At 53.0% G+C, this 20,127-nt stretch carries 15 protein-coding genes; 7 read left to right on the top strand and 8 right to left on the bottom strand.

Annotated features, from left to right (window positions below; all coding sequences use genetic code 11):
* Positions 1-63 precede the first annotated feature (63 nt).
* The 6 genes from METTU_RS11280 to METTU_RS11250 form a co-directional block, all read right to left on the bottom strand.
* Complete coding sequence (locus METTU_RS11280; RefSeq protein WP_006891700.1) at positions 64-5,904, bottom strand: YDG domain-containing protein; 5,841 nt, start codon at positions 5,902-5,904, stop codon at positions 64-66.
* Between the two features lie 454 nt (positions 5,905-6,358).
* Positions 6,359-7,048, bottom strand: coding sequence for a response regulator transcription factor (locus tag METTU_RS11275; RefSeq protein ID WP_006891699.1), 690 nt, complete (start codon positions 7,046-7,048; stop codon positions 6,359-6,361).
* 125 nt (positions 7,049-7,173) lie between these two features.
* Positions 7,174-8,868: a sensor histidine kinase gene (locus METTU_RS11270; RefSeq protein ID WP_006891698.1), complete on the bottom strand. Its 1,695-nt coding sequence runs from the start codon at positions 8,866-8,868 to the stop codon at positions 7,174-7,176.
* A 186-nt stretch (positions 8,869-9,054) separates the two neighbouring features.
* A complete protein-coding gene (locus tag METTU_RS11265; protein ID WP_040579750.1) occupies positions 9,055-10,995 on the bottom strand; it encodes a transglutaminase TgpA family protein in 1,941 nt (646 codons plus the stop codon).
* Between the two features lie 388 nt (positions 10,996-11,383).
* Positions 11,384-12,319 carry a DUF58 domain-containing protein gene (locus METTU_RS11255; RefSeq protein WP_006891696.1) on the bottom strand — a complete coding sequence of 312 codons (936 nt, stop codon included), beginning with the start codon at positions 12,317-12,319 and terminating at the stop codon, positions 11,384-11,386.
* The gene (locus METTU_RS11250; protein ID WP_006891695.1) at positions 12,316-13,221 is read right to left on the bottom strand and encodes an AAA family ATPase; all 906 of its coding nucleotides are present in this window, start codon (positions 13,219-13,221) and stop codon (positions 12,316-12,318) included. The genes METTU_RS11255 and METTU_RS11250 overlap by 4 nt, the downstream gene beginning before the upstream one ends.
* Positions 13,222-13,323: 102 nt before the next feature.
* On the opposite strand from METTU_RS11250, the gene METTU_RS11245 reads away from it, so the two are divergent.
* The 3 genes from METTU_RS11245 to METTU_RS11235 all read left to right on the top strand — a co-directional run bounded on the left by METTU_RS11245 (position 13,324) and on the right by METTU_RS11235 (position 15,038).
* Positions 13,324-13,653, top strand: a complete 330-nt coding sequence (locus METTU_RS11245) for a TraR/DksA family transcriptional regulator (RefSeq protein ID WP_006891694.1) — start codon at positions 13,324-13,326, stop codon at positions 13,651-13,653.
* 222 nt (positions 13,654-13,875) lie between these two features.
* Positions 13,876-14,376, top strand: coding sequence for an OmpH/Skp family outer membrane protein (locus tag METTU_RS11240; RefSeq protein ID WP_006891693.1), 501 nt, complete (start codon positions 13,876-13,878; stop codon positions 14,374-14,376).
* Positions 14,377-14,552: 176 nt separating this feature from the next.
* Entirely contained in the window at positions 14,553-15,038 is a 486-nt protein-coding gene (locus METTU_RS11235; RefSeq protein ID WP_006891692.1) for a cupin domain-containing protein, read from the top strand.
* Positions 15,039-15,082: 44 nt separating this feature from the next.
* Here METTU_RS11235 and METTU_RS11230 read toward each other — a convergent pair whose 3' ends face one another.
* The gene (locus tag METTU_RS11230) at positions 15,083-16,486 is read right to left on the bottom strand and encodes a PepSY-associated TM helix domain-containing protein (protein WP_254257898.1); all 1,404 of its coding nucleotides are present in this window, start codon (positions 16,484-16,486) and stop codon (positions 15,083-15,085) included.
* Between the two features lie 241 nt (positions 16,487-16,727).
* On the opposite strand from METTU_RS11230, the gene METTU_RS23655 reads away from it, so the two are divergent.
* The 4 genes from METTU_RS23655 (at position 16,728) to METTU_RS11215 (ending at position 19,253) form a co-directional block, all read left to right on the top strand.
* The gene (locus METTU_RS23655) at positions 16,728-16,904 is read left to right on the top strand and encodes a hypothetical protein (protein WP_006891690.1); all 177 of its coding nucleotides are present in this window, start codon (positions 16,728-16,730) and stop codon (positions 16,902-16,904) included.
* A 32-nt stretch (positions 16,905-16,936) separates the two neighbouring features.
* The gene (locus tag METTU_RS11225; RefSeq protein WP_050897752.1) at positions 16,937-17,425 is read left to right on the top strand and encodes a site-specific integrase; all 489 of its coding nucleotides are present in this window, start codon (positions 16,937-16,939) and stop codon (positions 17,423-17,425) included.
* Between the two features lie 645 nt (positions 17,426-18,070).
* A complete protein-coding gene (locus METTU_RS11220) occupies positions 18,071-18,631 on the top strand; it encodes a hypothetical protein (protein ID WP_006891688.1) in 561 nt (186 codons plus the stop codon).
* A gap of 232 nt (positions 18,632-18,863) precedes the next feature.
* Positions 18,864-19,253, top strand: a complete 390-nt coding sequence (locus METTU_RS11215) for a hypothetical protein (protein ID WP_006891687.1) — start codon at positions 18,864-18,866, stop codon at positions 19,251-19,253.
* A 109-nt stretch (positions 19,254-19,362) separates the two neighbouring features.
* Here METTU_RS11215 and METTU_RS11210 read toward each other — a convergent pair whose 3' ends face one another.
* Positions 19,363-19,803 (bottom strand): response regulator transcription factor, encoded by a 441-nt coding sequence (locus METTU_RS11210; protein WP_169624893.1) that lies wholly within the window; start codon positions 19,801-19,803, stop codon positions 19,363-19,365.
* Positions 19,804-20,127: the final 324 nt, after the last annotated feature.

Genomic DNA, 20,127 nt, shown 5'->3' with positions numbered 1-20,127 from the left:
GGCAGGTCAAGCGGTGCGCCGCTGGACCTGCCGATGAGGTTGTTAGTTCTGGGTGTCTTCTTACTATCGGGGCAGCTTCACGCCGCCGTTCACGACCTTTAGGGTCGAGCCGTTGTCGCCGATGGTCATCGTGGTGTTGCCGGACTGTGACGGGGAGGATTGCTCTCCTCCGTCCTGGCCGGAACCTTGCGACTCATTGTTAACCGGTGGCTGAGCTGAACCGGACATCTCTTTATTAAAAGAAGACTGGCCGTAGCTGACGGGCTGATTGCTCGTTGTGGTCGAGACCAGGGTCGCCGTCAGCTGCGAGGTGACATTACGCACCGGTTCCGGCGGCCTGCCCGAATCAGTTGTCGACGGCGCTGCGGTGATAGTAGCCGTCAGCCCGGCCGGTTGTACCACATTATAGTTACCGGCATCAGTGCCTTTCAGCGTGAAGTCGCTGACCGTAACGGCCTTATCGGTGCCGACATTGGCATCGGCAAATACGCCGCTGCCAGCGCTGTCCATGCTGACCTCATCGCCGCTCAGTGGCGCGACTGCGGCCGTACCGTCCAAGGTCGCAGTCGTGTTGGCGTCATAGACTTTGTCTTTGGCAGTCACGCCGGTCACAACGAGGTTGGCCTTGGTGATGTCGGCGGTCAAACCGGTTTGTTGCACCAGATTGTAATTGCCTGCATCAACACCGGCGATAGTGTTGCCGGTGACAGTCACGGCTTTGCCTTTGCCGACGTTCTTATCGGCAAAGGCGCCGTTAACGGTGCCGCCCAGCGCCACGGTATCGCCGCTGATCGCGCTGACGGCGGCGTTACCGGTCAAGGCCGCTGTGGCGGCGGCGTCGTAGGTCTTGTGGCTGGCGGTCAGGCCAGTCACGGCCAAGTCTTTCTTGCTGATATTCGCAACGGTCGATGCCTGATCGGTGATCGAGTAGTTACCCACATCGGCACCACTGTAGTGGCTGGCGAGCGTCACTGTCTTGCCGATGCCGACGTTCTTGTCGGCAAACGTGCCGGTGGCGGAAACAGCCAATGAGTCACCCTCAATAAGACCGGTGTAAGTTGCCCCCGCCGCGTTTACCGTGGCGGTTCCGGTGCCGTCGTATACTTTGTTACCGGCGGAGATGCCGCTAACGCTCAAGACGCGCGCGATGATATCGGCGACCAATCCCGGTTGCTGCACAACAGTGTAGTTGCCTGCATCGGCACCGCTCAAGGCAAGGCCGCTGACAGTGACGGCTTTGCCGGCGGCTACGTTCTTGTCGGCAAACGCACCGGTTGCCGTACCGCCCAAGGTGACAACATCGCTACCGAGCGCGCTAATCGCTGCGGTGCCGCCCAAGGTTGCAGTGGTGTTGCCGTCATATACTTTGTTGAGGGCAGTGAGACCGCTAACCGTCAGCGCCTTGGCAGTAATGATGCCTGTCAGACTGGCCGCCCCGTTCAGGGTGTAATTACCGGCATCGGTACCGCTCAAGGTCACGCCCGACAAACTCATGGCTTTACCGGCGCCCATATTTTTGTCCCCAAAGCTAGCGCTGATGATACCTGGAGCAATGGTCACCGCATCGGTTCCGATGATACCAGTGAGGGCCGCCGTACCAGCCAAGGTAGCGGTTGTAGTTCCGTCATATACTTTGTTATTTGCCGTGATGCCGTTCACCGTCAGCGCCTTCGCGGTGACATTCACCAGTCTACTACCTCCGGTGAAGGTGTAGTTGCTTGCCAGACCCGTGCCGTTGCCCAATGCCAACGTACCCAAGGTCAAGGTTTTGGCCGTACCGACATTCTTATTCGCCAACGAACCTGTACCCGTGAGTGCGAGCGTCTCGGTGCCGACCAGTCCGCCCAGCGTCAATGCTCCTGCCGCCACATTCGCCGTGCCGTCGTAAACGCGGCTGCCGGTTAGATTGACCGCCTTTTGATTTACGGTCAGCGCGCCGTTCGCGTAAGTGATGATATAGCCCTGCTGGTTGGAGTACAGCGCGCCCGGCGTGATGATATAGCTGCCCGCATTGGTCGCGCCCTGCGAAGTGCCGCTATAGCTTACCGTGCCAAGCAGGTTGCTATTATGCGCACCGGAATAGGTCACGTCGTTTCCGCCGGAATAGGCCTGCCCGTCGTAGGTCTTGCCGGCGTTGCGCGCCGTCACCGTCAACGCAGTCATGAAGGTGCGCAGCAGCGGGGAGGTATGGCCGTCGTACATCACCCAGGTGTTGGTTAAGTCCCAGGCCGGATTCTCGTTGCCGTTGGCAGTGGTGGCCGAACTGAAATTGGCCCGCGTCTGCATATCGGCGGTAGTCATGCCGATGGTGCCGGTTTGCGCCGCGCCGCTACCGCCGACGCCGACCGACTGTCCGGTTGTCGTGGTATCCCAAAAGTTGGCAGCGAACGTGCCGGAGGCATTGAGTCCCACCAGCCCGCCCAGATTGCCGGTTCCGCTCACACTGCCGGTGGCGTAGCTGTTGCTGATCGCACTTGTATTGTTATTCCCCACCAGTCCGCCCAGATTGCCGGTACCGGTCACGCTGCCGGTGGCGTAGCTTTTGTCGATGTCGCTGGCGGAGTTATGCCCCACCAACCCTCCGACATCCGTGGAAGAGGTACCAGTCACGCTGCCCGCAGCGTAACTGGTGCTGACGGTGCCACCGTTGTTCTTTCCCAACAGGCCGCCGACAACTGTCTGCCCAAGCACGCTGCCCCTGGCATAGCTTCTTACAGCCCCACTGCTGCTTCCTGCCAAGCCGCCAACCTCGGCGCCCGTGCCGGTCACATTACCGGTGGCGTAACTGTCAGTGATAGAAGTTGTACTACCTCCTATAAGACCGCCAACATATGAGCCACCATTAACACGTCCAGTAGCATAGTTGTTAGAAACCGTGCCAGTGTTATACCCCATCAGCCCGCCGACGTAGTTGCCCGTGCCGGTCACCGTGCCGGTAGCATAGTGGCCAGAAACCGCGCCAGTGTTATACCCCATCAGCCCGCCGACGTAGTTGCCCGTGCCAGTCACCGTGCCGGTAGCATGGTTGCTAAAAACCGTGCCAGTGTTATACCCCATCAGCCCGCCAATGTAATCGATCCCGCTGACGCTGCCAGAGGCGGTGCTGCTGCTGATCGTCCCGGTGTTAAGCCCCACCAGTCCGCCAAGCTCGCTATTCGCCCCGCTACCCGTTATGTTGCCGGAGGCATCGCTGCTGACGATTTTGCCATCGTTCTTCCCTACCAAGCCGCCGACTTTGTTTACCCCACTCACACTACCCGTAACGCGGCTACTGCTGATATTGGCGTTAGCGTTGTCGGTATTGGTGTTCCACCCCGCCAGCCCGCCGACGTAGTTGCGGCCAACCACACTGCCGCCGGACAAGCTCACGTTGCGAATAGCAGGGGACAAAGCGCCAGCTGAGGAGACGGCTCCAAACAGACCGACGTAATCGGTTGCAGGCCGGTTAATGGTAAGGCTGGTAATGGTGTGATTGAGACCGTCAAAGATGCCGGTGAATGGGGTAGCCAAAGTTCCGACCGGCGTGAAGCCCGCATTAGCGTTCCAGGTAGAAGTTCCTGAAGCATCAATGTCCTTGCCCTGCACATAGCTGCCCGCCAGATTGGTGTTCATCGCCTGCAACTGGAATACGTCGTTCACCAGCATGTAAGCGTTGAGCGTGCCGGTTACTTTGGTGGTGTAGTCGGTTGGCGAGGCATAACTCGGGGTCGATGCATTTGAACCGGTGGGGTTGTAATAGATAGTGGTGGTATCCGCCGTAACATGACCTGCGCCGGAAAACGCTACGGTGCTGCAAGTGGCAGCGTTTGTTACGCATGTCCTCAAGGAATCGACGAGCAAGGAAACCGTGCCGGTTCCCGCGTTAATATTGCCGGCCACGGATATGCCCTTGGAAGACTGATCCGTAAGATTGATTGCTCCACCGTTGGAGGTGATGCTGCCGCTGGACAGTGCAATGCCAAAATCCGAACTCGCAACGCCGTTAAAGTTCAAGCTGCCGCGATCATAAGCAGTGGACGTGCTTTGTACCACCCCGTTGCTGTTGATGCCGATGCCCCACACCGAAGTGCTCCCAGCGGTTGTGGTCCCGTTCAAGGTCAAACGTCCGGTGCCGGTCGTTTCTATCGTGGCGGCATCAACGGTCACGCCCTGTGAATAATTGCCTCCGCTCGACGAGCCGGTAACATTGACCGTGCCGTTGACCGTCGTTAAACGTGTGCCTGTATTCTGAAATCTGACGCCGGCGGTATTGTTTGCAGCACCGCTGCTGCCCGCTTTGGAAGTCTTGCCGTCGATAGTTACGGTGCCATTGCTGGAAAGCGTGCCGCCGGCAAAGGTAATGCCGTTGCCCAGCGCGCTTTGCCCGTGCATGGTGACGTCGCCCGCACCCGCGTTAATATCGCCAAGCACATGAATACCGCTATTGCTGGAACCCGCCGTTCCCATCGCATAGCCCGTCGTCGGATTCGTGCCGCCGCCCATCACGATATTGCCGCCATTGCTGTTGATGCTGGAACCGGTATTCAGCAAGATGCCGCCCGCGCCACTGGCATCGGAATCGGAATTCAGCACGACATTCAGCCTGCCTAACGAGGATGAAATACTTTTCCCTGCTGCAATGATGATGTTATTGGCCGCCTGCAAGGTCAGCGTGGTCGTCGAGCTTGTCGTCTTGGCGACGTTGTCATTGACGAAGATATCGCCCGCAGTGCCGCTCGTACCATAACGGCTGGTATCGGTATTGGTTCCAGTGTCCGTCTGGATATTTACGCTATTGGCATCCAAGAGTCCCGAGAGCGCCGCACCGGTGATGTCGCCGCCGCTAGCCGCAATGGTGAAGTTAACCGGGTCGATCAGCCAAGTACCGTTGTTGCCGTTGGCGGCCTGGGTGGTGATTTTGGCGTTGTCGTCCACATGCACATGCGCGGCGGAGGTTTCGATAAAGCCGCCGTTGCCGCCGTTCGGTGCGGAGGCATCCAGAGTGCCGCCGACATTGACCGTGCCTGCTTCCATACCGCCGAGCAAGACGATGGTGCCGTCATGGTTCTCGACGGTGCGTGCTTCGATGACGCCTTCGTTGTTGACCACGCTGGCGAGCAGGGCGTTTTGGGCGCCCGCGCTCATGATCACCTGGCCGCCGTCGGCCCGGATCAATTGTTTGTTTTCGGCCAGGCTGTTCAATACGCTTTGGTCGACCTGCATTTGCACCAGGTTGTTGCCGTTGAAGGTCAACGTCACGGCATTACCGGCACCGAGCGCGACGGTGCCGAGTTGCGCGGTGATGGTGCCCTGGTTGCTGACGGTGTTGCCGAGCAAGGCGACGGAGCCGCCGTCGGCGGCGGTGATGCTGCCTTTGTTGACGACGCTGCCGGTGCCGTTGCCGGAGAAGGTCCGGCTAGTGCTGTTCAGGCCGGCGTCGTTGACGTCCAGGGTCGAGGCGACCAAACCGCCGACGTTGACCTGGGCGCCCTGGCCGAACAGGATGCCGTTCGGGTTGATCAGGTACACTTGGCCGTTGGCGTTTAGGTGGCCGAGGATTTGCGTGCCGTTGGTGTCGGCGATGCGGTTGACCGCGATCGCGGCGGTATTGGGCTGCTGGAAGTTGACGGTTTCGCTCGGCGCGATGTTGAAACTCTGCCAGTTGGCCGACAGGTTCTGGCTGGTCTGGTTGATTGTGGTGGTGTCGCCTGACTGGCTGATACTGCCGGCACCGGAAACGATCTGTCCGCCTGTCGGTTCGGCATGTCCGGCCGCGGCAAAAAGGAATAACGGGGCCATCAGTAGCTTGCGGCTCGGACTTGAGCCTTTGCCGCGGCTTTTGCTGTTCTCGGCGACGGCGACAAAGGCTTGCTTTACATCGCTCCAGACCAGGCGATAAATATGGTTTAACGAGGCGCGGCGCATGAGGTTTTCCTTGAGTTCGATTCTGAGGGCGCAGATCATACACAATCGAAAATCGCAAACCTTACCGTTTCTTACAGCGCCGCAATATCGCGGGCGCGGCCCGCTCCTACGGTGTCATTCGTACGGGTTCCCAAGCGTCGGAGCGAGGGAACGATAAATAAAAGGTAGGGTACGCACCGCGTACCTTTTGCGGTCTTGGCAATTGGAACGCCCGACAAGGTACGCAATGCGTACCCTACGACTGTGAAAGTATTCTATTTAATCAGGCCGAGAAAATGATTCACCACAGAGAACACGGAGAACATAAATCTATGAACTCAACCTATTAGATTCTCCGTGTTCTCTGTGTCCTCCGTGGTTACTCTTGGATTTTTCTTAAACCGAATCCTTTCACAGCCTCAGGAGCTTGGGAGGAACCAGCGTATCGCAAACCTTACCGTTTCTTGCAGTGCCGCTAAATCATCTCGACCTGCACGCACAATTGATACCCCAGCAGGCGCAGGACCTTGATAGACTGGGTCTCCGCGCTTGCCTGAGCCAGCTTCTTGCGTAAACGGAAAATTTGTACTTCCAGGCTGGCTTTGCTGTAGTCGGCCTCAGTCTTTCCCAACAGTTCGATAAGTTGCCAGTTTTCCAGGCGCCGCCCCGGTGCGCGGGTAAATGCACCGAGCATGGCGGCTTCGTAAGCGGTGAGGCCTACCTCCCCTGTTTTTCCTGCCAAAGACAGCTTGTGAACGTCGAGCCGCAGAACCGGGGTGCCATATGCAGGGCGTTTGATACGGCGGGCCAAGGCATGGATGGCGGCGGTAAGTTCATCCAATGAGACGGGCTTGGTGAGGTAGATGTCGGCGCCGCTTTGGTAGCCGTCCATTTTTTCGGCAAGCTCGCCGCGGGCGGTGACCATGACGATACCGATGTCCGGTTGGCTCTGGCGGATGCGGCGGGTCAGGCTGATGCCGTCTTCGCCCGGCAAGTTAAGGTCTACCACCATCAGGTCTACCGGCATGACGCCCAATTGGTCTGCCAGCGCCTCGGCGCAATCTACTCCGATAACCTGGTGGCCTTCGCCGCGCAGGGCTTGGACAGTGACTTCGCGCAGGGCTTCGTGGTCTTCCACCACGATGATGTTTAGTAGGGTAGCCATAGGGAGAATCTGACTTTGTCTTGCGGCGCATCGTAAGCGATCACGCCGCCGAGCAGTTCGGTGATGCTGCGCACCAGGTAGAGACCCAGCCCCGAACCGGTTTTGACGTATGCGCCGGGGCTGCGTTAGTACTTCTGAAACACCCGCTCCGGATCCGGTAAACCGGCTGCACCGGGCTGGTTCAGGATGGTGATGAGAATGCCGAACCTTGCCTGTCTCTGCTTGAATATGGCCGTCATCTCTATGTCTGTGAGGGGCGCTGCGTATTTGATGGCATTGCTGGTGAGGTTGCCGAGGACGATGCGCAGCAACTGCGGGTCGGTGTTGATGTCAGGCAAGGGTTCTGTGTTGGTCAGAAGCCGATCGGGCGCCCAGCTGTTCTGTTTTAAATCGCTGAGGATGTCATCCATTCGGCAGGGCTGCGGCCGAATGATCAACCGGTGTTGCTCCAGCTGGTCTACCTGCTGGCAGCGCTCGACGATGTCGTTCATGTCTTCGAGCGCGCGATCGGCGTGGTTTTTGAGCGGCCCTTTCATTTTCATGGCGTCCAGCGACAGGCGCACGACGGACATGGGGGTTTTGAGCTCGTGGGTCAGCATGACCATGAAGCGCCCCTGCTCTTCTTTTTGCGAGCGCTCCAGGTGCAGATGCTGTTGCGCAAGTTCCAGGTCCAGGCTGGCTTTTTGGCCTTCCCTCAACAGTTGCCGCGAACGCAGGTTCAGGATCAGAAACATCAGCCCCCCGGAAAGCAGGCCATGCACCTGCGCGGCATACAGGGTCCAGGTGACGGCATCCACCCAACCGAGCATGGGCAGCACTGTGGGAAACGTCCCCATACAGTAAAAAGTACGTAATATGAACCGGCTTGGTACGGCCTCCTGACGCAAGGTAAACGCCAAGGCCAAAAACAAAGCAGGGAACACTACAACAACTACCGCGTTATTGGCCTGTAGGGCTGGACGCGGGTACCCGCCAGCGATGGCCGCCAGCTCCAGCAGGGACAGCCCTATCAGCACGTTCAGTACGAACATGAGTAGCTTCGGCGGCATGTACAAGCGCAACAGAGACCGATGAAACAACATGGCGGAAAGAAGCGCGCCAACGACCAGCAGGCTGGTTATCATGTCGCCCAGCGGCGCGGCTTGCGGCGGCAAAAAAGGCGCCAGGTAGCCCATGACGGCAAGGTTATGAAAAATATGAACCAGCAGGGACAACACAAACCAGCCGGTGATCGAGTCGCGCCGCATCGCGTAATCGTGTATCGCCCAGGACAGCAGCCAGAGCATCACCCCCAGGTAAACCACCTGAATACCGATAAGTTTCAAGTCCTCGCGCTGAGCAACGCGGGATGGCAGCGCCTCGACGTACAAGCGGGAGATGCCGGCGGTTTTGAGACGCAGGTAATAGACCGTTTGCGGCGCTTGCGGGCGGACGACAAAGGCCAGGGTGACGGCCGCGCGGTCGCGATCCTGGTAACTGTAGCGGTCGCCGGTAACGCGTGTTTTCCAGCCGCCGGGGCTGGCGGCGTCGGACTCGTAGAGGCGCACTTCGTCCAGGAAGGCGGGCCGGATGCGCAATTCGACGGTGTCGCCGTGGTCCGGCGCTTTGACGCTCAACCGTATCCAATGCACCGCCTCGGTGTAGCCTTGGGACAGCATGGGGCCGGCAGGCTGAAAATCCGCCAGGGTAACTTGGTCAATCGACAAGGCGCCGGCAGGGTCTACCAAAAAGGCGCGTGAAATAACAAGATCATTGCCCGAGGCGGCCGCGCTGAGCGACAAGCCAAATATCCAAAGCAATAATTGAAAACAAAAACGCATAGCGAATGGTAACCGGTAGAGTAGCGATGCGGCGCAGTGGTAGTTCTACTTTGTTAGATTGAACTTCAAACCTATGCGCCTGCAAATCGCCCTATTATAGGAGGGGGGATGCGTGTTTATCAGATATTTTTACATGGCGTGCCATTGGCAACTGTAGATGCGCTGCCGTTGCTTGGTCCGGCGCAATCAGACTTTAAACAAACCAACCAGCGTCTTGAGTTGCTGCAAATCCTCACCGGTTGCTATCCGCCCATAACGCAGCCTGATAAATACGTCAGTGAGTCGGTCTATGTCCGCAGCCTGCTCGGGCAATTTTATTTTCACTCTTTCGGCAAAATCTTTAACGCCTTCGCCCGCATTTCTGACCAGCCCGTGCTTGGCAAGCTTTGTACAAAACCGGTTATAGATCAACAGCACTTTATCGGCGCTTTTCGGCTTTTGATAGAGCAGAAACCAGCAAAGCACCGCCGTTATCGATGCGATGACGGCGATCATCCAATAAATCATGGTCTTGATGTCGTTGATGCCGAATGACGACAGGAAATTGGACTGACTCTTGTTGTCGTAATTGATGACCCAGCGTTGCCAGTTGTAATCGACGTTGCTCCACAGTTGCCTGGCCTGTTTTAGCCAGTTGTAAGCAGGTCCCGGCAAGTAATTATTTGCCGTTGCGATACCGTAGGCAAATTGCCGATCTACGTTAATCTCCCGTTCGATTCTCTCCGGTGCGATGGCCGCGGTGGGGTCAACCCGAACCCAGCCGCGGTTCTCCAGCCAGACTTCGGCCCAGGCATGGGCGTCGGCTTGCCTTATCTCCAAAAAATCGCCGACTTTGTTCAGTTCGCCGCCCTGATAGCCGGTCACGACGCGCGCCGGAATATGAGCGACGCGCATTAAATACACGAACGCTGAGGCGTAATGGCTGCAAAATCCGTAACGGGTTTTGAATAGAAAGCTTTCAACCGGGTTTTCTTCCATGACCGGCGGGGTTAGGGTGTAATGGAAGTCTTCCACCCGGAAATGCTTTAGCAGCCGGTTGATAAAGTCGTCGGGGGCGCTGTCAAAGCCGTGTAGCTGACCGACCAGCTGCTTGATTTTATCCGACGGTTCGCCGGGCAGCTGTGTTGCGGCTTTATACTCGCTAGGGCTGATCGGGCCGGTGTTGTAGTCGGCATAAGAGGTTACTTTATATTCGGCGCGTTTATCGGGGTTTTCTGAAGTAACAAGCTGGTAAGCGGCATTCTGGGTTAAAGGTGCGGAAAATCCTTGGGGCATGTCCAACGCAAAAATCCAGTTTTTATCTTGCGGTTCCATCAGGAGCGTGTATTGGTAAGGCGCACCGGTAACGACAGGTTTGACTAAAGGCTTTTGGAAAGCCGCCTGAGTCCAGCGTTTGCCGTCGGTATAAGACAGAACCGGGCCGCGCCAGTAGCGTTGTCCCGGCGGCGGAACGGCTCCTGCAAATTTTACCCGGAACACCCGTTCGAAAGACTCGCCCAGATCGCTGATGGAACCGGGTTCCATGCTGTCGCTTAAACCTGTCCGTGCTTGATGGCGGTCGTTAAACAGCATCCATTTGGGCGCTTCAACCCGGGGAAATAAAACAAACAAAGCGACCGCAATCGGCAGGGCCTGAACGGTGATAATGACGGCTGTTTTTAACGCCGCCAGTGTTTGCGCGGTGCGGCTGTTGATACAAACCAGCGTCGCCAACAGCACGCAGCAGACCAGCAGGATATAAGCCGCCATCAGTATGCTTTGCTCGTATAAAAACTGGGAGGCCGCGACGATAAAGGCCAGATAGCTAATCAGGTAAAGATCGCGCTCTTTTTTAATCTCCAATAGTTTCAGTCCCAGTGCGGTGATAAACAAATGGGTGCCGGCATCACGCCCGAATAGGCCTTGATGTTGGCTGTACAGCACGGCGATTCCGCAGACGGTCAGTAACAAAATAACCAGTTTGCCGGGCAGCCAATTTTGTTTCCAGATACCGATAAATCGCCAGCTGAGCAACAGGCAAAAAAAGCCGAAGACGGTTAGCGGGATATGATAAACATGCGGAAAAACAATCAGCCCGATGGCGGACAGCAGAAAGATTAAAATGTTTTTATCGAGTTCCGGTTTCATAGGTTTAGGGTTTTTCACCATGAAGGAGTGAAGTTCACGAACGACTGTAAAGATAGAGAGATTGCTGTACACAAGTATCTGCGGGGTGTCGTCATTTGGACAGCCCCTGACCTGGCAAACAGGCCGATATGCAGACCTTCCAGGTTTTTAAAACCTGGAAGGTCTAACTTGCAACGTTTCGAACGGAACAACATTCCTCGCCGGCTTAGACTGGAAGTTACTCCTCGTTCCCACGAGACGCTGGAGCGTCTCATCTGCATTCCCACGCCGGAGCGTGGGAACGATAAAAACTTCGCGCCTCGGCAACGGCTCCATACGTTGCTCTGCCTCCTGCATCCACGCAAGTCGTTCGTGGTGAACTCTTGTAGCCATTACATAACATCAATTATCAAAACAGCGCCAGCGCTTCCAGGCATTTCCGATAATGCGTCAAGCCGTGGTCGGGCGGCAGCGTTAATCCCGGCAACGCAAAGCCGTAACGGATTCCGGCTTGCTCCGCATCGACTACCCAACGGCACAGTTGGCTTAGACGTTCCTCAATATTGTGCCCGGGCACATGCTCGTAATCCAGCCTAATCTCCTCTAATGACTGTTCGCCGCCGTATTGTTTGCTGAACACGCCCAAGCCTTTGGCAAACGCTTTCCAGTGTATATGTTTGATGGAGTCGCCGGACTGGTATTCCTGCAGACCGTAAAAGTCATCGGCCCCCTTGCGGCTAAATCCCTGTTGGGCTTGCGCGGATGACGTTTTGGGAAAAGGTATTTCAAGATGAGCCGGTTTCGGGTAAACCAGCGCCTTAAGGTCAAAGCGGATCGGCGACCAGGCGCGGAACAAGCCCAGCGGATAAGTGCTGGACAACGTGACTGACCCCGCTGGGTGCCAGCCTCTTTTTTGGGTGATCGAGTACAGCGTAACATGCTCGGTGCTGTGCGGCTCCATGGCCAGGTTTTGAGCGTCTTGCAATTTAATTTGTACCTGACGTTCCCTATCGGTCGGGTTGTTGATATGGATATCGAACCCGGCCGCCTCTCCGGCAAACACGGCTTTGCTGCGGCCTTTTTGCACCACCAGACCGGCTAACGCTTTGTAGCTGTGCAAGATGGTGATAAAAAAAATACTCGCCAGTAAAAAAGCCAGCATATAGGCCAGGTTATTGTTATAAACAAAGGCAATCAGCAACAGTACGGTAATCAGCAACACAAAGCCCAAGCCCCGTTGCGTGGGCAAGATAAAGATACGCCGGTGATTTAAGGTAACCGGCGCATCGACCGCTTTTTCACCGGAGACAAACCGGCTGAGACTAAAGCGTTCTTTTAAATTCAATGGACGGCAACGTTAGCTAAGATGGGAGCGACGATGGCTTCCGACTGAGTGTTGCCCGCCCGTAACCGATGTCCCGCGACCGCCGCCAGCACGGCTTGAAGATCTTCAGGGATAACCGCATCGCGTTGATCCATAAACGCCCAGGCTTTGGCCGCAGTCAGCAGCGCCAACCCGGCTCTGGGCGACAAGCCGCAGTGATACTCGGATGAATCGCGGGTAAAGTTAATGATGCCTTGGCAATAATCAAGCAAGGCAGACGATACATGAACCTGGCTAACCGCCTGCTGTATCCGTTGCAATTGTTCAGGCGGCAGTTGCACATGCAGCGATTCGCACAGACTGCGCCTGCTTTGCCCGGACAGCAATTGCCTTTCTGCCTGATGATCGGGATAGCCCAGTTCAATGCGCATTAAAAAGCGGTCCAGTTGCGACTCGGGCAACGGAAACGTGCCTATTTGATGGGAGGGGTTTTGCGTGGCGATCACGAAAAAAGGCTGGGGCAGCGGATAGGTTTTTCCTTCCACCGTCACCTGATGCTCTTCCATGGCTTCCAGCAAAGCGCTTTGCGCCTTGGGCGTGGCGCGGTTGATTTCATCCGCCAGCACCATCTGGTTAAAAACCGGGCCGGGATGGAATTTGAATTCATGATTTTTAGCATCGAATACCGAAGCGCCGATGATGTCGGCTGGCAAAATATCGCTGGTGAACTGAATCCGCTGATAATTTAAACCCAGCAGTTTTGCCAGAGTATGAGCCAGCGTAGTTTTGCCGACGCCCGGAATATCTTCTATCAACAGATGGCCGCGAGCCAGCAAACAGCAAAGCGCAAGCCGAACCTGCCGGGGTTTGCCGAGAATGACCTGATTGGCTGAATCTAAAAGCCGATTGATTGCATTTTGCATGAGGAGTGTTAGGATGTTTGGATTATAAATGTATTGAAATTCAGTTTTATTATAAAGCAAGATTCAAGTACACACAGGCCGAACCAAAAAGAGGGATTTGTTATGAAAGAATATGAAGAAGTACGCAACAGTTTAATTGACATGCTGGAAGATCTTGACGATCGGTTGGCTAAAATTACTCATGATGTCAAAGAACCTTTAGATAAAGACTTTGAAGAACAGGCGACCCAAGCGGAAAATGACGAAGTGCTGGATAGTTTGGGCAATGCGGCCAGAACGGAAATAGAAATGGTCAAACAGGCTATCGCCAGAATCGATAAAGGCCAGTACGGACTGTGCCAGGTTTGCGGCAAGCCGATCAGCCAGGAACGATTAAAAGCCGTACCTTATTCCAGCATGTGTATAAAGTGCGCCAGTCAAACAGGCTGCTAATGAATCATTTGAACAAACGATGAGCCGTAGGGCGACCGGACTGTCGCCCATTAGCTTGATACATCCGGCATAACTAAAATTTATCGGGATAAAATCAAAGATTACAAGACAATTTGCTCAAATCTTTTGTTTAATAAGCTTACCACCCTTATAATCCAACAAAACTTCCAAGTTTTTTTCCATTCCCTATTTATTTCACTACAACCAGAGACTTGTTTAACAATGAAAATGAAAATTGCCCTATTTTTAGGACTGTTACTGATTACTAATGTAAGTTTTGCTGATTTAAAGATTGGCTTTGTCAATATCCCCGCCGTTCTTGAAAAAGCCCCCCAAGCCGAAAAAGCAAAAAAACGTCTGGAACAAGAATTTTCGCCGCGCGATAAGCAATTAGTTGCTCAACAAAAAGAAATTCAAGGCATGGACGACAGAATGGCTAAAGATGCTGCCGTAATGGGCGAGTCGGCTCGTGCTAACATGGAAAAAGATATTCTGAACAAGAAAAGAGACGCCAAAAGAGCCCAACAAGAATTTAGCGAAGACTTTAATGTCCGTCGTAATGAAGAATTGGGTAAATTGCAAAGCCGTATCGTTGAAGTTATTCGCGGCATAGCTAAAGACCAAAGTTTTGATTTATTGCTGACCGATGGCGTTATTTATGCCAGCGAACAGATTGATGTCACTGCTCAAGTTCAACAAAAATTATCAGCAATGCCCAATTAATTGATGGCAATCGCCAGTCACGAATCGACTGACGACGCATCAAGTCCCCTTGTAAAGGTGGCCAATCGGCCGCCTTTTCAACACAGCACCATCATCCCCCCTCTTTTTCCTATTAGCCTGCGGCTAATTATCGACACTTTCACCGCCTCATTACACTTTGCATCGGGTAGGATGACATGAACAAGCGCCAGCTTATCGACAAGCTATCATTGGCTCCCCATATTGAGGGCGGCTATTTTTCCAGGACTTACAGTTCCGACCTAAAAACCGACATACCTGCCGACTCGAAACCGAGATGTTTGCTGTCCTCTATTTTTTACATGCTGACTGACGACAGCCCGATTGGTTATTTGCATAAGAATAAATCGGACATTATCCATTACTTTCATGGCGGCTCCCCTTTAACCTACTTGATCCTCCATCCTGACGGCACTCTAGAGACCAAAGTGCTTGGCGCTGATCTTGACAAGGGCCAGCAATTGCAATTAATTGTCCGCGGAGGCTGCTGGAAAGCAACCGAATTAGAGGAGGGCGAGTTCGGCTTAATCAGCGAAGCGGTATCGCCCGGATTTGAATATGACGATATGGAACTGGCGGAACAAACCATAATAAAGAATCAATTTCCGCACGCATGGGATCGACTCTCAAAATATGTCAGGTAGAAGCAGAAAGGCATTTGCCCACGCTATATCCCCCATCATTTGATTCACTCCCCCTCATTTTTCCCGATCCGTTTTTGTCGATTGATCAGCATCGAACGCAGCCGTTGCCATAGCGTCGTACAGCCTTTCATCACATGCGGCGCATGGCGTTTCGCCCTTTGCAGCAACAAACCGGCCAACCGAAAAAGCGTCAACCCGGCGCGATAGCTCATTCCCTGCAACCGGTAAAACAGCGGCCGCAGCGCCGACACCGCGCCTGTTCCCGACAGGCTTGCGGCGTACACACCATCCCTGGCGATAAAATTCACGTCCCTATCCTTGACCTTGCCGTGCCGATGCAGCCAGTGCAGCAAGCCGCTGACATAAAGAACGAACAGTCCTATACCGGTAAGAAACCAGATAAACCGCCCAGTAGCGCCAAACGCCTCGCCGGTATGCATAGGCCATACCCAGGTTGCAAAAGTTTCGCCCGAACTAAATGCCGACGGGTCGCGCACTTCTTTGACCTGACCGCTCCACCTGTCCACCCAGACCGTGGTGTAGGGATGCCGGTGATTGACTTCACTGCCTTGGCGCAAATTAATGCGATAAATTCCGCTGTCACCGGCAGGCGTGGTAACTCGCCTGAGTTCGGCGCGGGGAAACGGGGCGCGCGCGACAAATTCCGCCGACTCCAGGCCGACCGGGTGATTGTTGGGAATCGCCGTACTGATGATATTGCGCCCGGTTTCGCCATGCTCCATGCCGGATGAGCCGACCAGCGTTTCCAATACACCAGGGTAACTCAGATTAAAACCGGTGAACGCCAGCAGTAATAAGATCGATGCGCTAAGCAACCCGATCAGGCGGTGCAGGTCAAAGGCAAGCCGGATCATACCGGCACGATGACGAATCTTTAGAGCATCCAGAATTCCCCGCCAACCCGGCCACCACAAGTAAACGCCGGTACCGATAGACACCACCAGCAATAATCCCAAAATGCCCACCGTATTCCAGCCGAAGCGGTCAAGTTGAAGCTGGGTATGCAGGTCAAGCAGCCAAGTGGTTGCGGTTTGCCCCCAGAACCGGCTGGCAATGACCTCGGCAGTGTACGGGTTTACCGACACCATCAACGGCGCGTGCAGCTCGAAGAAAGTTTCTCTGGGTTTGTCGTACCAGACGGTAATCATGCCATGAGCGGATCGGGGCAGCTCCAACGTCCATGAGCCGTAGCGGTTGGGATGTGCCGCCTGCACCGCCGCCATGATTTTATCGAGGGACTGACGCTTGCCCTCCGGCTGCTCGATAACCAGCTTTGGGTTCAACAGCTCGTCCAGGTCTTCGCGGTAAACGCTGATACTGCCGGTCAGCCCCATCAGCGCAAAAAAGAATCCGGCGATTAATGCCAGATAAAGATGAACCTTAACCCAGGTTGCCCGGTTGAACAGGCGTTGAACGGGGAATTGCATGGCGTTGTTGTGAGATGAAAAAACCGTCATTATCCCATACGGGATTATGCGGTGTTTATTTTTGTCCGACGCGCCGCACATAATCCAAAAACTGCGTCATATGCCTATCCGACTACGGCATATGACGCAATATTTTCCGCCATAACGCCCAAGTCATTGGTGTTTATAACGATCTACCCAGGCATGGATATTGCTTGATTAGCCTACCGCCACTCCAGCTTAACCCTGTCTTGCACAACCGATGTCCGAACCCAAACACAGCTTCCTGCATGAACTCTTCCTGAAACACGCCCACGAGGTCAGCGCCTTTATTCGCGGACACTGGCCCAGAGAGCAGGATGTTGACGACATCATGCAGGAGTTCTCCCAGCTTATCCGGCGTTGCGTATTGAATCTGATCTTTATTTTCGTGGCGTAGCGCTTATGCATCAATTTTCTTGTTGCGTAAAAATGAATTTCCTACCAGTACCAAAGTCAAAACTCGGTTCAATCCTGGATTATTATGTTGATACCGTTTCCATACATAAACGGATTTATAAAACAGAGGCTTACCGAATCAAAGCCCTGAAAGACCTTCTGGGCGAAATGCAATTCGACGGGATTCCCCCTCAGCACATGGTTGTGTACCGAGATATTAGGCTTGCCACTCCAAATTCAAGAAACAACAATAAGATGCTTGCCGGTTCCACTGTTAAACTGGAGCTGATGCTGCTTTCTCATGTTTATTCCACAGCTATCGCGGAATGGGGCATGGAGAATCTAGTTAATCCGGTCGAGAAGATTCGAAAGCCCAAAATTCCTCCTGGCCGAAACCGCCATCTGACTCCCCAAGAAGAGCGAAAAATTCTCCGCGGTGCTTTGAGACACCCGAACCGGGAGTTCTACGCCATCATTGTTATAAATGGGAATATGGAAGGACATATTATCTCCCATAATTAGATCCCTAATATTCTTTTGGTGACCTTCAATTGCCATAAGGTTTTTCGTTCCTTTTTGTCGTGTGCGCGAAATGCGGGAAGCTGTACTTTTTGATTTTTTATGGCGGCTCAAAGTGAAAGACCAGAAAGAGATCAAATCCAGTCATTCGGATGAGAAGTGTTACAGACAGCTCTTGGCCGACTGCCGCTGGTCGAGACTGACGTTTCAGTTGCAAATAATCCTGGTTTACGGCGGATGATTGCAGGTTCAGTTGCAAATAATGTCGGTTTGATCGCCCGTCAGTTGCATTTAATTCCGGTCGAGAATTGCGCTGATTGCAGGTTTGTGGGTTTTCGATTGCAAGCCGCTACAGATAGGCGTTTCTGGCAAATCAAGCTAGCCGGAAATAAGCTTCCGTCGAATGCTAAATTGAGGTTCATGCCCTTATTCGACAGAGCACGATTGGATGCGGCGAGGTACGATCCGCATCAATCTCGACCGATACGGTGCATGACGTTTACCGCATCCTACCGGGCTTAATTTTGGTGTCGCAGATTCAATATAGGCAAGTCAATAACCCTATTAACGTATTTCCTCATGCATACCTAACATGGAAAATGAGTCTGTCATTTAAATCTGAATGACATAATCAAATTGGAGAAAATAATGGCTGTTGCATTTATTAGAGAAATTGTTAATTTAAATCCTGATATTACTTTGCGCATACGTGTCATGGATAACAACCGTCATCCAGTCTGGCAGGGTGTTCGATATTCAACCGAAGATTGGTTGCAAATCAATCGTCCGGCAAGTTCAGCTGTACCCGTTGTGGTTAGGCCGGACAACATGGCTGTGCCATGGAGTTATGGCGGAATACAACGTCTGTATATTCAAACCGTTACCACCGGTGGGCTGGTTAAAAATATCACAGCAGAAATCCATGGTGAAGATGCTTGGGACTATATGGTGTTGCGCGATAACTCATTGGCTGAAATTGGTAAAACAGAAATTGGCTCCCTTGGAGATGCTCCGGGCGTAAACCATTCTTGGTGGGCTATAGTGCTACTGGAAGATGGCCGCCTGGAATGGCGGTTGTTTGAACGGCAGGGAATGCACCGAGATGACTTGGTGAATATTGTGGAAAAAACCGGGAAATTCTTGATTGATATCTATCCCACTCTCATTGATAAAGGGGCCGAGCTTTTGCCGTTGATTGCCGGTTTATAAAAAGGGTTTAACTGACACGTCGTGAAGAACAGGATGGGGGTTTAACTTATCTTGCTCTTCATTTTTGTTGCGTTAGAGGCTGCGGACAAAACACATTAACCAATTGATTTTAAACAAACAATAAACGTCACCAGTCATCAGGATAGTTGACAATAGCATTTCAAAATCATGGGGTTAAAAACATCTTGTCCACGCTCTATTGCGAGATTGAAAATAATTAATTGGGGAAATCATGAAAAAAGAAATATATTTGGCTTTTATTATTTGTTTACTGTTTACAACCAACAGCTATGCAGCCTGTACCTGCATATTAACTATTAGTAATGGTCTTTGTAATAATCTAAATGAATATGTTAAAAATTCCGCCGACTCAACTTTGGTGGATTCGTATAACAATAAAACATGTGTTATTACAAAAAAATTCCACACAGGGGGGCATAAACTTCATGTATCTCAAGCTCCAAAAAATGATCCGCATATTACTGTTAAAAACAATATAGCAAATTCAACCTTTCATGTTTTTAGATATAAATATAAGCAGGGCGATCAGTATGGTAGTTCAAACAAAAAGGTCGAGACATTCAACATAGGCAAATATGCTACAACACGCGATTTAATGTAGTCAAATTGCCAAACGAATAATTTGTATATTTAGAGGGCGCCATTTCCGGTAAAGAAGTTGCCAAGAAATATATATTTGAATAATAAGCATACCAGGAAGGCAAGTAATTTTACGTGCCTTCCTTTTTTTGAGATGGGTTAATTTTAATTATCAAATATGCGGTTCGATTTGCCCCCATTTTTTTGAGCAAGTTTTCCCTGTGCTTTGCTGCGGTTCCCGGCGCTATTTTTAAAAGCTTGGCAATTTCTTTGGCTGTATATCCCTTCACCAGCAGCTGGGCAACCTCTTGTTCCCGAGGGGTCAAGGGCTCTGAGTCAGTCGCGGGCATCTCTTTGCTCGAAATATCTGTCGTGTTCAATAAATGCCAGTAAGCTGACAATTCTGCTGCGCGTCGCATTCCAAGTACATCTCGGATGTTTGCAAGGTGTTTACGAATGGTCTCTGGACTAATGCCAAGCGTTTTTGCGATTTCTTTGCTGGAAAAACCTTGAGCCAGCAGCGCAAGTACTTGCTTTTGCCTCTCGGACAGGTACGAGGCTCTTCGAGACAAGCTGAGCGCCAATTAATCGCGAATGATGCGCCTCCTCGCGTCTGCAGCATCCCACATATCCAGTTACAAAATCCATCGTTCCAACGCTCCGGCGCGGCAATGCCGTGACGGACGATCCAACGTCCAAATGTGCATCGCGCGAGCGGTACGGAATGCGTTACCGCACCGGAGCGCCGGAACGATAAAACGAGGGCCGTAGCTCCGATTAGTGAAACGTAATCGGACGAATTTAAAGCCTTCGTTCCACCACAACACGCTACGCTATTTGAATCTACGCCGACCGACCTTTCATCCACGATTAGTTCTCTTGCCACTATAATGGCA

Origin of the sequence: Methylobacter tundripaludum SV96 (assembly GCF_000190755.2) — a bacterium.
GTDB lineage: Bacteria > Pseudomonadota > Gammaproteobacteria > Methylococcales > Methylomonadaceae > Methylobacter_A > Methylobacter_A tundripaludum.
Note: the sequence above shows the minus strand (reverse complement) of the source record. Positions and strands in the feature narration are given on the sequence as shown.